This is a genomic window from Mesorhizobium sp. M2A.F.Ca.ET.067.02.1.1, assembly GCF_004023285.1.
In the GTDB taxonomy this organism is placed as follows: Bacteria; Pseudomonadota; Alphaproteobacteria; order Rhizobiales; family Rhizobiaceae; genus Mesorhizobium.
Genome location: NZ_RZSB01000084.1, coordinates 1 through 12633, shown reverse-complemented (window position 1 = coordinate 12633; position 12633 = coordinate 1). Strand labels below are relative to the sequence as shown.

Here is a 12633-nt window from a genome sequence, read left to right as displayed (position 1 = left end):
CCGGAGGTTTCCGACATGGAGATCCTGGAAATGCCCCACCGCCACAAGGTCGACGCGCCGTCCGGCACGGCGCTGCTGCTCGGCGAGGCGGCGGCCAAGGGACGCGGCATCGACCTTGCCGACAACAGCGTGCGGGTGCGCGACGGCCATACCGGCGTGCGCAAGGCAGGCTCGATCGGCTTCGCCACTCTGCGCGGCGGCTCCGTCGTCGGCGACCACAGCGTCATCCTTGCCGGCACCGGCGAGCGCATCACGCTCTCCCACCATGCCGAGGACCGCGCGATCTTCGCCCGCGGCGCGGTCAAGGCGGCGCTCTGGGCGCGCGGCAAGAAGCCCGGGCTTTATTCCATGCGGGACGTGCTCGGCCTGAGCTGAGGCGTCTCTTCCGTAAAATTCAAAAGGAGCAAACATGTCGGGAACTCTCGTGCTCGTGCGCCATGGCCAGAGCGAATGGAACCTGAAGAACCTGTTCACCGGCTGGCGTGATGTCGGCCTGACCGAGCAGGGCACCGCCGAGGCGCTCGCGGCCGGCGAAAAGCTCAAGGCGCGCGGCCTGAAATTCGACACCGCCTATACGTCGGCGCTGCAGCGGGCACAGAAGACCTGCCAGCTGATCCTCGACGTCGTCGGCCAGAGCGAGCTCAAGACGATCCGCGACCAAGCGCTCAACGAGCGCGACTATGGCGACCTTTCCGGCCTCAACAAGGACGACGCGCGCAAGAAATGGGGGGAGGAGCAGGTACATATCTGGCGCCGTTCCTACGACATCGCGCCGCCCGGCGGCGAAAGCCTGAAGGACACCGGCGCGCGCGTGTGGCCCTATTATCTGCACGAGGTGCAGCCGCATGTGCTGCGCGGCGAGACGGTGCTGGTGGCGGCGCACGGCAATTCGCTGCGCGCGCTGATCATGGCGCTGGACGGCAAGAGCGGCGAGGAGATCGTCAAGCTCGAGCTCGGCACCGGCGTGCCGGTGATCTACAAGCTCAACGCCGATTCCACCGTGGCGAAGAAGGAAGTGCTGGAGGGGTGAGAAGCAGCTTCCTTCTCCCCGTTCACGGGGAGAAGGTGCCGGCAGGCGGATGAGGGGCAGCGCCGGCTTCGACGATTATCTCGTCCGGTCTCCAGAGAAGAGCCGGAACCCCACTTGGCCAGCGTCGGCGCCGCCCCTCACCTGCCTGCCGGCATCCTCTCCCCGTATAGTGGCGGGGAGAGGGAAGCTCCCGCCGCCGGTTTCGCCAATCGCCAGCGTTGCAGGAAGGCGATGAGGGCAGCGCAGACATCGACGAAAAAAGCGCGTTGACACATATCGTTTGCCCGCTTACATGAGCGCCCACCAGCCCAGATGGCGGAATTGGTAGACGCGCACGGTTCAGGTCCGTGTTCCGCAAGGAGTGGAGGTTCGAGTCCTCTTCTGGGCACCATCTTTTCCCGACTACCAACGGGATCGGCCTTATCCGCCAGCGATCACGACGTTCAAGATTAGCCTTTGACCTCGGAACTTCGTCATCCCAGGGCGGAGCAGGAGCGAAGCTCCGTCGCGGAGACCCTGGGATCCATGCCGTGACGTCGAGGCGCGGCGCTCCAGAATTCTGCTCTGCTGCGTTCTCCGACAAAGGTCACGGCATGGATCCTCGGGTCAAGCCCGAGGATGACGACGCATAGGGTGCCGCCCCAACCTCCCCTTCCGGCCAGTCCTCGAACAAACCGCTTCAAACCCGGCGGCCATGACGCTACGGTCGCGCCATGGCCCCTTCCGTCAGCCCGACCATCGCCGCCCGCCGCGACCAGATGTTCCCGATCCTCTCGGAGGCGGATATCGAGCGCATGCGGCGCTTCGGCGAGGCGCGCGCCTATGCCGCCGGCGAGCATATCGTGACGGCCGGCAAGATTTCGCCGGGCGTGATCCTCATCCTGTCGGGCAAGGTCGACATCACCCAGGCCGGCGGGCTCGGTCAGCCTGAGCCGATCGTCACCCATGGCGCCGGCAATTTCATCGGCGAGCTGGCGCAGCTGTCGAACCGGCCGTCGCTGGTCAATGCCGAGGCGGTCGAGCCGGTCGAGGCGATCGTCATCCCCTCGCAGCGGCTGCGCGACCTGATGGTGCAGGAGGCCAATCTCGGCGAGCGCGTGATGCGGGCGCTTATCCTGCGCCGCGTCGGCCTGCTCGAAAGCGGCGCCAGCGGGCCGGTGGTGATCGGCCCTCCAGGCAATGGCGACGTACTGCGGCTGCAAGGGTTTCTGCGGCGCAGCGGGCTTCCTCATCGCGCGCTCGATTCCGACACCGACCCTTGCGCCAAGACGCTGATCGAGCGGTTCCATGTCGATCCGCACCATCTGCCTATCGTGCTCTGCCCGAACGGCAAGCTGATGCACAATCCGGGCGAGAACGAGCTTGCCCGCTGCGTCGGCCTGCTACGGCCGATCGATGCCGACAAGCTCTATGACGTGGCGATCGTCGGCGCCGGGCCGGCGGGGCTGGCGGCGGCCGTCTATGCGGCCTCGGAAGGACTGTCGACCATCGTGCTCGACTGCCGCGCCTTCGGCGGACAGGCCGGTGCCTCGGCGCGAATCGAGAACTATCTCGGCTTCCCGACCGGCATCACCGGCATGGCGCTGATGGCGCGCGCCTACAACCAGGCGCAGAAATTCGGTGTGGAGATGGTGATCCCAGACGAGGCGAAGCTGCTCGACGACGCCGGCGACGGCGCCCGCTACAGGCTTGCCATCGGCGATGGCGAGAGCGTTCGCTCACGCGCGGTGGTGATCGCCAGCGGCGCGCGTTACCGCCGCCTCGATATCGCCAACCTGGCGCAGTTCGAGGGCACCTCGGTGCATTACTGGGCCTCGCCGATCGAGGCCAGGCTTTGCCAGAGCCAGGAGGTGGCGCTGGTCGGCGCCGGCAATTCGGCCGGACAGGCGGCCGTCTATCTGGCGAGCCAGGTGCGCAAGGTGACGCTCCTGGCGCGCCGCGACAGCCTCGATGCCACCATGTCGCGCTATCTGGTCGAGCGCATCAAGGCGCAGCCCAACATCGAGGTGCTGACGCAGACCGAGGTTGTGGCGCTGGAAGGCCATGACGGCAATCTCGAGCGGCTGCGCTGGCGCAACCGGGTGACCGGCGAGGAGACGGAGCGCGCCATCCACCACCTCTTCCTGTTCATCGGCGCCGATCCGAACACCGACTGGCTGGCGAACTGCAATGTGGCGCTGGATGGGAAGGGCTTTGTGCGGACCGGACCGGACACGACGCCGGGGCACGGGCTGATGGAAACCAGCCGCAGCGGCGTCTTCGCCATTGGCGACGTGCGCTGCGGCTCGACCAAGCGCGTCGCAGCCGCCGTCGGCGAAGGCGCGCAGGTGGTCGCGGCGCTACATGCCTATCTGGCGCGGAACGGCGCCCCCGCAAACGAATAAATCAGCCCGAACCGGCGAGGAACCCGCGATGGACGAATGCAGGCACACCAGGGACATCAAAAAGGTCACGCCGAGCGCGCTGGGCTGCGAGGAATGCCTGAAGAGCGGATCCTGGTGGGTGCATCTCAGGCTCTGCCGCACCTGCGGCCATGTCGGCTGCTGCGACGACTCGCCCAACCGCCACGCGACGATACATTTCCGTGCCACGCAGCATCCGATCATCGAGGGCTACGACCCGCCGGAAGGCTGGGCCTGGTGCTTCGTCGACGAGGTTTTCGTCGACCTTGAGGGCGATACGACGCCCCAGAACGGGCCGATCCCGAAGTTTGTTTGAGTCCAGCCGTTCCGGGCCGCGCTTTACCGCACCGAGCCCGTCACAGTCGGGTCGATGGCGTCGGGCACGGATTTGCGCTCGTTGCCGGCAAAAATGCCGATGAGCAGCAGGCTAAGCACAACCGGCACAAACAGGATGGCGATGCGGGCCTGAACGTAGAAGATGGCACGCCATTCGTTTCGCTTTTCGGGGCTGTCGTTCATCATGCTCGCTCTGTCTGCGCCACCCGGGGCGGGAGATAGAGAGGAAGCGTTAAACATCTCCTTCCGATTCCGTTAATGGGCGACGATGTGCTATGTTGAAGTCATGAAGAACGACCGCACAGACGCGCCTCCGTTTGGTGAGACACTCGAGAACCGCATCAAGGTTCCGCCGAAGGTCCATGCGGAGTTCCGGGCGCTTCTCGATGCGCCGGCCAAATCCAATGAGAAGCTATCCAGGCTCATGAACGCCCCACAGCCATGGGAGAGCAAGTGACGTCTGCGGCTGCCTGAGATCAATCGCCCATGGCAGCGCTGGCCCCTCTCCGTCTCGGCGCTGCGCGCCGATCCACCGTGCCGGGGCGAGCCACGGGTCTCGCCCGTCCTTCGGACCCCCCACTTTGTGGGGGCGAGGAAATGCCAATCGCCAAAGCCACGGCCTTCGCAAGCCTGGGTTCCTCGCCCCGCCAGAGGCGGGGAGAGGTGGCTCGGCGAAGCCGAGACGGAGAGGGGAGCGCCCTATGCGATTGGATGCCGGATGCGCTTTCCTATCGCCTGAAAAGTTCGCCGCGCTGATCAGCGTGCAGGCAGCGCGAACAGCCTGCCACCCGCCGGCACCACGTCGTCGATGCCGGCGAGGCGCAGGCAATGCCAGGCCATGGCGTGGTTGGAGGAGGTGACGGGAATGCCGATGCGCCGCTCCAGGTCGGCGACCGCCTCGGCGACGCGCAGGCTGGTGCAGGAGATGAAGATCGCATCGACGCCGGGCACTTCAGTCATGCGCTCGGCGGCAGCCTCGATCGAGGCGAGCGAGATGCGGGCCGCCTCGCGGTCGTCGCGGCGGTCGAAGGTCGCGACGGCCGCGATGTCGAGGCCGCGGCCGGTGAAGTAGCGCACCAGGCCCTGGTTGATCTCGGGCGCGTAAGGGGTGAGCAGGCCGATGCCCTTCGCGCCCAGCGCCTTGAAGGCGGCCAGCGCGCCGGTGACCGGCGTGGTGCAGGCGACGCCCGGCCGCGCCTTGCGGATTTCGGCGAAGACGGCTTCCTCGCCAAGCGTCACGGTGGCCGAAGTGCAGCCGAAGCCGACGACGTCGAGCGGGATGCTGGGCAGGATGAGATCGACGGTGGGGGCGATGCGCGGGCCGATGGCGCGCAAAGTGTCCGGCGTGATGTCATTGTCGTTGAACAGGCGCGCCTCGTAGAAGGCGACGCCCGGAATCCGGACCAGCGCGCGGAACTCGTGCTCCAGCGTCTGATCGGTGGCAAGGATCGCCAGGCCGATCGCCGCGCGCGAGGCGAGCCCGCCATCGATCTCCGATGGAAGGACGCCAAGGTCCACCGGTCCAGAAGATTGCGGGCGGGTAGCGGCCGCGCTGACAGACATGGCATTCCCTTTCCTGGAGGATCCCGTCGGGGATCATGCGTTCAGTTCAAAAGTCCATCCATCGAAATGGCCGGCTTGCGGCCGGCGATCAGGTCGGCGGTGATGCGGGCCGAGCCGTGCGACATGGTCCAGCCGATATGGCCGTGCCCGGTGTTGAGGTAGAGGTTGCGTAGGCGCCGCTGCCCGAATTCGGGCAGGTTGTTCGGCGTCATCGGCCTGAGGCCCGCCCACATCTCGGCGCGGTCGTAATCGGCGCCTTCCGGATAAAGCTCCTCGGTCACGCCCTTCATGAAGGCGAAATCGGCCGGCTTGTGGCTGGTGTCGTAGCCGGCGAATTCGGCGGTGGCGGTGACGCGCAGCCGGTCGCCGAAGCGCGAGACGGCGACCAGATTGTGCTCGTCGATCGCGGCGATGGTCGGCGGCGCCGGGCGGTTGCCGATCGGGATGGTCAGCGAATAGCCCTTGACCGGATAGATCGGCAGGCTTAGCCCGATCGTCCTGGCGATCAGCGGGCTGTAGGAGCCGAGCGCCAACACATAGGCGTCGCCCTTGACCGCGCCCTTGTCCGTCATCACCTGCGCGACGCCGTCGCCCGACGTCTCGATGCCGGTGATTGTGGTGCCGGTGCGAATCTCGCCGCCGCGACCGACCACCTTGGCGGCCAGCGCCCGGGTGAATTTCGCCGGGTCGCCGGTCTCGTCGGTCGGGCAATGAATGCCGCCGGCGATCTTTTCCCTGGCCGACGCCAGCGAGGGATCGAGCGCGACGATGGCGTCGCGGTCGAGCACCTTGATCAGTTGGCCGTCGGATTCCAGCAGCCGCATATGCTCGACGCCTTTGTCGAGCGCCTGCTGGCTGCGATAGAAATAAAGGATGCCGCGATCGTTGCGGTCGTAGTCGATCGCCTCGTCGGCGACCACTTCTTGCAGCACCGATTGCGAATAGACGGCGAGCCGGTGCTTGAGCAGCGTGTTGCGCCTGGCCTTCTCGGCCGTGCATTCCGTCAGGAACAGCCACGACCAGCTGTAGAGCCTCGGATCGGCCGAAAGCCTGAAGCGCAGCGCCTGATCCTTCAGCACCAGCGATTTCAGCAGGATCATCGGCGCCCTGGGCGAGGACCAGACGAAGGAATGCCCCGGCGCGATCATGCCGGCATTGCCCCAGCTGGTCTCAGCCGCGACCTGTTGCTGGCGCTCGAGGATGACGACCTCGTGCCCGTCCTTCTGCAGCTGGTAGGCGGTGGTGACGCCGACGACGCCGCCACCCAATACGATCACGCGCATTACGCCTCCGGAGATCGCAAAGTGAGTACACTTTAGAATCTATCGCGAGATCCACAAGGGGCAGCCTGCAAAATAGCCGTCTTTTGAGATGCCGGCGGATCGTGGCGTTGAGGTTTTCGGCGAAAGCTCTACGCCGCGGTCTCCGGGAAAAGCCGCGCCAGGCCGCGCGCGGCCACTTCGATGGCGTGCGCGGAGCTCAGCGTGATGTGCTTTTCGAGCAGGCTCGCTCCGCCCGCGGCGTCGCGGCGGCGCAGGGCGCGAATGATCGCGTCATGCTCCCGATAGGTGCGTTCGCGACGCGACGAAGACTCGAGATCAATGCATCTGAAGAACCGGATACGCGAGCAGAGACCTTCGAGCGCGCTTATCATCTGCGCATTCTTCGACAATCGCGTCAGGCCCATGTGGAAGCTCTCGTCGGCGACGGCAATCTTCGCCCATGAGCCCTCGTCTTCCGGGCTGCTGTGTCTTGTCCAGGTCCCGGCTGCCGCCTCGATCTCGGCATCGCTCGCCCGCTCGCAGGCAAGCACGAAGGCGGCACGCTCGATCGCCGCGCGAAGCTCGTAGAGATCGCGCACCGCCTCCGGCGTCAGCTCGCGGGCGAAAAAGCCCTTGTTCGGCACGGAGGTGACAAAACCATCGCGCTCCAGCCGATTGAGCGCGGCGCGCACCGGCGTGCGGCTGACCGCCAGCTCGGCGGCGAGCTCGACCTCGTTGATCCGCTCGCCCGGCCGGAAACGATAGTCGATCGCGAAGTCCTTGATCCGGGCATAGACACGCTCGACGCTGTCGGCCGCGCGGACGGCACGCGTAGCCGCCGATTTTTCGCCACTGCCGCGTCCTTGTGTCATCAGTTCCTATCCCGGCGCCGCCGGCCAATCGGCGGGCGCTTCTATGATACGTTCTGAAATCGCAAAGTGCACTCAGTTGCGCTTAAAGCGTTTCACCGTTTCATGGAAACGGCGAAGCGCTCTATCTTTTTGTTTGTCTTGCTTGTCGCAATTCCCGGGCGGAAGGCTACGGCGAAGATGCCGAGCCTAACCGCTCACACTTTTCCTGGAATTGCTCAGTGCGCCAGCGCCTGCTCCAGATCGGCGACCAGATCATCGCCGTCCTCGATGCCGCAGGAGAGCCGCACCAGCGAATCGGTAATCCCGATGGCGCCGCGTTTCTCCGCCGGGATCGAGCCATGCGTCATCAGCGCCGGGTGCTCGATCAGGCTTTCGACGCCGCCCAGGCTTTCGGCCAGCGTGAAAAGCTGGGTGCGTTCGAGGAAGCGTTTCGTTCCCGCCAGGTCGCGGTCGAGGTCGACCGAGATCATACCGCCGAAGGCGTGCATCTGCTGGACGGCGATGGAATGCTGCGGGTGGCTGGCGAGGCCTGGATAGATGACCCGGCGGACATCTTTTCGCGTTTCCAGCCATTGCGCTATTTTCAGGCCATTGGCCGAGTGGCGCTCCATCCTCAGCGCCAAAGTCTTGATGCCGCGCAGGGCCAAAAAACTGTCGAAGGGGCCGGAGATGGCGCCGATGGCGTTCTGCAGGAATTTCAGCTGGTCGGCGAGTTCCTTGTTGTCGCCGACGACCGCCACGCCGCCGACCATGTCGGAATGGCCGTTCAAATATTTCGTCGTTGAATGCACGACGATGTCGATGCCGAGCTCCAGCGGGCGCTGGATATAGGGGCTGCAAAAAGTATTGTCGGCAACGGTAAGCAGACCCTTACGCTTTGCAAGCGCCGCGAGAGCTTCGAGGTCGACGATGCGCAGCAGCGGGTTGGTCGGCGTCTCGACCCAGAGCAGCTTCGTGTCCGGCCGGATCGCGGCTTCGACCGCGGCCAGGTCGGTGAAATCGGCGAAGCTGACCTGCAAGCCCGCGGAACGTTTGCGCACCCGCTCCATCAGCCGGAACGAGCCGCCATAGATGTCGTCGGTGGCGACGATATGGGCGCCGGAATCGAGCAGCTCCAGCACCGTCGAGATCGCCGCTAGGCCGGAGGCGAAGGCGAAGGCTTTCGTGCCGCTTTCAAGGTCGGCGACCGCGCGCTCGAAGGCGAAGCGCGTCGGGTTCTGGCTGCGCGCGTACTCAAATCCCTTGTGCACGCCGGGCGACTGCTGGCCATAGGTGGAGGTGGCGTAGATCGGCACCATCACCGCGCCGGTCGTCGGGTCGTGGCTCTGGCCGCCATGGATGGTGCGGGTGGAAAAGGCCAGGCGGTTCTTGCCGTTTGAAGTCATTTTGCGCGGCGCCTCAGATGGTTGATCAGGTCGATACGGGTTATCAGGCCAATGAACTCCTCGCCATCGAAGACGATGGCGACCTCGTTGCGGTCGAAGACAGGCAGCAGCGCGTCCAGTGTCTGGTTGGCCTGCAGCGTGTGCAGGTTCGACGTCATGGCCGTGCGCACCGGCGCGTTGAAGCGGTCCCAGCGGCCGTCATAGGGGCCGTCGACCTTGGCCAGGATGTCGCTCTCGTCGACGATGCCGACCAGCCTGCCCTGATCCAGCACCGGCAATTGCGAGACGTCGGAACGGCGCATGCGGCCATATGCGTTGAGCAGGCTTTCCTCCGGCCCGACCCAGACGGTGTCGCCGGTACGGTGCGAACGCATGACGAGGTCGCGCAGATCGCCATGCTGCTCCTGCTCGGCAAGGCCCTGCTCGGCCAGCCAGAAATCGTCGAAGACTTTCGACAGGTACTTGTTGCCGCTGTCGCAGACGAAGGTCACGACGCGCTTGGGCGCCGTCTGCTCGCGGCAATAGCGAAGCGCTGCCGACAACAGCGTGCCCGAGGACGAACCGGCGAGGATGCCTTCCTTGGACAAGAGATCGCGCACCGCCAGCATGCTCTGCTTGTCGGGGATGGAATAGGCCTTTTTCACCAGCGAGAGATCGGCATTGGGCGGCACGAAATCCTCGCCGATGCCCTCGACCGTCCAGCTGCCCGCCTCCTCCATCTTGCCGGTCTTGATCAGCGGCGCCAGCACGGAGCCGACCGGATCTGCGAGCACCATCTCGGTCTTCGGTGAATGTTTCGCGAAAAAGCGGCCAAGGCCAGTGAGCGTGCCGCCGGAGCCGACACCGACCACCACCGCGTCGACATCGCCGTCGAGCTGCCAAAAGATTTCCGGGCCAGTCGTCGTCTCATGCGCCAGCGGATTGGCCGGGTTGGCGAACTGGTTGGCATAGAACGCGCCGGGCAGCTCGGAAGCGATCTTCTCGGCCATGTCCTGGTAATATTCGGGGTGGCCCTTGCCGACATCGGAGCGCGTCATGCGCACCTCGGCGCCCAAAGCCCGCAGATGCTGGATCTTCTCGCGCGACATCTTGTCGGGCACGACCAGGATGATGCGATAGCCTTTCGGAATGCCGACCTGGGCGAGGCCGAGGCCGGTGTTGCCTGCCGTGGCCTCGACGATCGTGCCCCCGCGCTTCAGCGCGCCCGACTTCTCGGCCGCTGCGATCATCGACAAAGCGATGCGGTCCTTGATCGAGCCGCCGGGGTTCTGGCTTTCGAGCTTGATGAACAGCCGGCATTTGCCGATGTCGAATTTGGTCAGCTCGACGATCGGCGTCTGGCCGATCAGGTCGAGCACCGAAGCGTAAGGCGGGCGAAGCCTCGACAGGTTGGTGTCCGCGCCGCCGGGCGCTTTTGTCTGCTCGCTCATCTTGAGTGCTCCATCGAAGCAGTTCGAGGCGGATGTCGGCAATCTCGCGCATCAAGCCGCCGGAATCCATTCCGGCTTGGCGGAGCGCGCGCCCTGTCTTTTCCAGCCCTTTTCATCCGGAAAGAAGATAGATCGTGCCAATCCGGCGGCGAGTGGAGGAATGGAATTTCACGGAGGGCGCTCTATCGCCTCTGCTGGTGCAGTTGGCGGGACAGCGCCCCCCTCTGTCCTGCCGGACATCTCCCCCACTTGGGGGGAGATCAGCAGCTCCGCCGCAGCGCCTTCTTCTGCAATGTCGGCGATTGGCGAAAGCCTACGCGACAGCCAATCTCCCCACTTGTGGAGGAGATGGCCGGCAGGCCAGAGGGGGCGCCGTAGAGTGCCGACCTCAACAAAAATGTCACCCCAGCAGCTGCTTGCTCAGCTTCGCGCACTGCACGCGAATGTCGGGAATGGCGTCGATCTCGAAGAAGGTGCCGCGCGTCAGCGGCCCGACTGCGAGCAGCTTCGACGACACCGTGCCGTCGGCCGCGATCAGCTCGCATTTCGCGGTGACGTCGAGTCCGAGGCGCAGCGGATCCGGCCGCGCTACGCCGCGCTCGATCAGCGAGCGGACGACGCCGTTCGACGTCCTCGAAATATCGCGGGCGATGCCCATGCAATCATAAAGACGGGCGACCTGCAGGGTCTCGACATCCTGTGTGCCGCGCGGCTGGATTTTCACGGTGAAGCTGCCGTTCGCCTCGACATTCACCACCCTGCCGGCGACGAGGCGGATGCGGCCCGACCCGACCGCCTCGGTGACGCGCGCGTAGACTTCCGGCGCCATGCGGTGGCGGTGGATGTCCCACCAGGCCTTGGTATGCTCGACGAAGCGGCGCTTGGCCGAGGACGGCCAGTTCTGCCAGATCGTTTGGTTGAAAGGCCGCAACCCGTCGACCACGTCGCGCCAGTCGCCGCCGGCCTTCTGGGTCTCGCGGATCAGGTTGCGGAACCAGCCGACGAAATAGGAAAGCTCGGTGCCGAGCGGGATATCGGCGATGTCGAGCTTGATCGGGTTGCCCTTGCGATGCGGCGACGGCAGCAGGCCGCGCCGCGATACCGCGACGATCGGGCCGCGATGACCGCGCTGTTCCAGCGACAGGAAGGCGTCGACCATGCTGAGGCCCGTGCCGAGCAGCAAGACACCGGCTTGCGGATCGAGCGCGGTGTCGGCCTCCGTTCCCATGCGGATGGCGTGGCCCTGGAAGGCGCCGGGCTGCTCGTCATGGCCGGTGGCAAGCACGGCCAGATGGCCAACGACGCTGGTGCCGTTGGCGAGCACCACTTCGACACCAGCCGACGTCGGCGAGATCGACAGGCTCTCCTCGGCAATCAGCCGCAACCGGCCGGTCTCGCGCTCACGTTCCATCAGATCGTCGAGCAGTTCCCTCAGATAGCTCGCATAGAGGCTGCGCGGCGCATAGAATGGCCCCTGGTCGGGCTTGGCGAAGCCGCGCTCCAGCACCCAGCGTGCGAAATGGGTGGGGTCGTCGGCATAGGCGCTCATCCCGGAGGCTTTCACGTTGAGCACATGCGCCGACAGGAGAGTGGAATAGGCCATGCCCTGGCCGAAATGCGGCCGCTTCTCGATCAGCGTGACGCGCAGATCGGGGTTTGGTGACATCAGCAAATGCACGGCCAGCACAACGCCGCTGGCGCCGCCGCCGACAATGATGATGGAGTTGCCGCGTCCAACCATGGTTGCGAGCCGAAACGGGGCGATCAGCGCGCGGCGAGCGCCGCGGGCGGCCTCGGCCGCAGGCCACGAACGATCGCCGGAACGGTTTTCAGAAGGTTGCGCATCGTTCTCTCACTCCCAATGTTGATAAGATTACTATACTAAGAGGGCTGGGCACGAAACTCGAGTTTCAATTCGCCGGCGATTTGAAGCATGGATTTGCTGAAATCCGGTGACAGGAGGATTTTCGTTCAGGCTGCCGCGATTGTGGAAGGGCGCCGCATCCGCTGTCGTCATTCTAGGCCGGAGAGTCCGCTTTGGTATCTTTGAAAGGGAGCGCCAATCCAACGACTTCGTCATTCTAGGGCGGAGCGACGCGAAGCGGCGCGTAGACCCTAGAATCCATGCCGTTACCTTCGTGAGAGGTGCAACGGTAGAGAATAGAACCCTTATCTACCCCCGCCGAAAGATCGGCCTGCACCGCAGCATCTCTTCTATTTCACGGCATGGCAACTGTGTTCACGCGAATGCGGTTTTGTCGCGCATGATGGCGTTGAGGACGACCAGGAGCTTCCTTGCGACGGCGATGATGGCGAGTTTCTTGGACCCTGAGCGGGCAGCAAGTGCGGTATA

The 12633-nt window shown here is 65.1% G+C and carries 11 protein-coding genes and 1 tRNA gene; 5 read left to right on the top strand and 7 right to left on the bottom strand.

Annotated elements, in window-relative coordinates; translation table 11 throughout:
• The 5 genes from dapB to EOA28_RS09615 all read left to right on the top strand — a co-directional run.
• On the top strand, nt 1–375 hold a 375-nt coding region (gene dapB, locus EOA28_RS09635), incomplete at its 5' end, for a 4-hydroxy-tetrahydrodipicolinate reductase (protein ID WP_128314841.1).
• A gap of 34 nt (nt 376–409) precedes the next feature.
• The gene (locus tag EOA28_RS09630; protein WP_127253747.1) at nt 410–1030 is read left to right on the top strand and encodes a 2,3-bisphosphoglycerate-dependent phosphoglycerate mutase; all 621 of its coding nucleotides are present in this window, start codon (nt 410–412) and stop codon (nt 1028–1030) included.
• A 306-nt stretch (nt 1031–1336) separates the two neighbouring features.
• A tRNA-Leu gene (locus EOA28_RS09625) sits at nt 1337–1421 on the top strand.
• 322 nt (nt 1422–1743) lie between these two features.
• The gene (locus EOA28_RS09620) at nt 1744–3414 is read left to right on the top strand and encodes a cyclic nucleotide-binding domain-containing thioredoxin-disulfide reductase (RefSeq protein WP_127253746.1); all 1671 of its coding nucleotides are present in this window, start codon (nt 1744–1746) and stop codon (nt 3412–3414) included.
• Between the two features lie 28 nt (nt 3415–3442).
• Complete coding sequence (locus EOA28_RS09615; RefSeq protein WP_127253745.1) at nt 3443–3748, top strand: UBP-type zinc finger domain-containing protein; 306 nt, start codon at nt 3443–3445, stop codon at nt 3746–3748.
• 23 nt (nt 3749–3771) lie between these two features.
• Here EOA28_RS09615 and EOA28_RS09610 read toward each other — a convergent pair whose 3' ends face one another.
• The 7 genes from EOA28_RS09610 to EOA28_RS09575 all read right to left on the bottom strand — a co-directional run bounded on the left by EOA28_RS09610 (nt 3772) and on the right by EOA28_RS09575 (nt 12021).
• Entirely contained in the window at nt 3772–3954 is a 183-nt protein-coding gene (locus tag EOA28_RS09610) for a hypothetical protein (RefSeq protein WP_126080320.1), read from the bottom strand.
• Between the two features lie 570 nt (nt 3955–4524).
• A complete protein-coding gene (locus EOA28_RS09605) occupies nt 4525–5331 on the bottom strand; it encodes an aspartate/glutamate racemase family protein (RefSeq protein WP_127253435.1) in 807 nt (268 codons plus the stop codon).
• 41 nt (nt 5332–5372) lie between these two features.
• On the bottom strand, nt 5373–6614 hold the full coding sequence (locus EOA28_RS09600; RefSeq protein ID WP_128314840.1) for a D-amino acid dehydrogenase: 1242 nt from the start codon (nt 6612–6614) through the stop codon (nt 5373–5375).
• Between the two features lie 128 nt (nt 6615–6742).
• Nucleotides 6743–7465, bottom strand: a complete 723-nt coding sequence (locus tag EOA28_RS09595) for a GntR family transcriptional regulator (RefSeq protein WP_127253434.1) — start codon at nt 7463–7465, stop codon at nt 6743–6745.
• 215 nt (nt 7466–7680) lie between these two features.
• Nucleotides 7681–8850, bottom strand: coding sequence for a cystathionine gamma-synthase (locus EOA28_RS09590; protein ID WP_127253433.1), 1170 nt, complete (start codon nt 8848–8850; stop codon nt 7681–7683).
• Nucleotides 8847–10280, bottom strand: a complete 1434-nt coding sequence (locus EOA28_RS09585; protein ID WP_127253432.1) for a pyridoxal-phosphate dependent enzyme — start codon at nt 10278–10280, stop codon at nt 8847–8849. Before EOA28_RS09585 ends, EOA28_RS09590 begins: the two co-directional genes overlap by 4 nt.
• Before the next feature lie 400 nt (nt 10281–10680).
• Complete coding sequence (locus EOA28_RS09575; protein WP_127253431.1) at nt 10681–12021, bottom strand: FAD/NAD(P)-binding protein; 1341 nt, start codon at nt 12019–12021, stop codon at nt 10681–10683.
• Nucleotides 12022–12633: the final 612 nt, after the last annotated feature.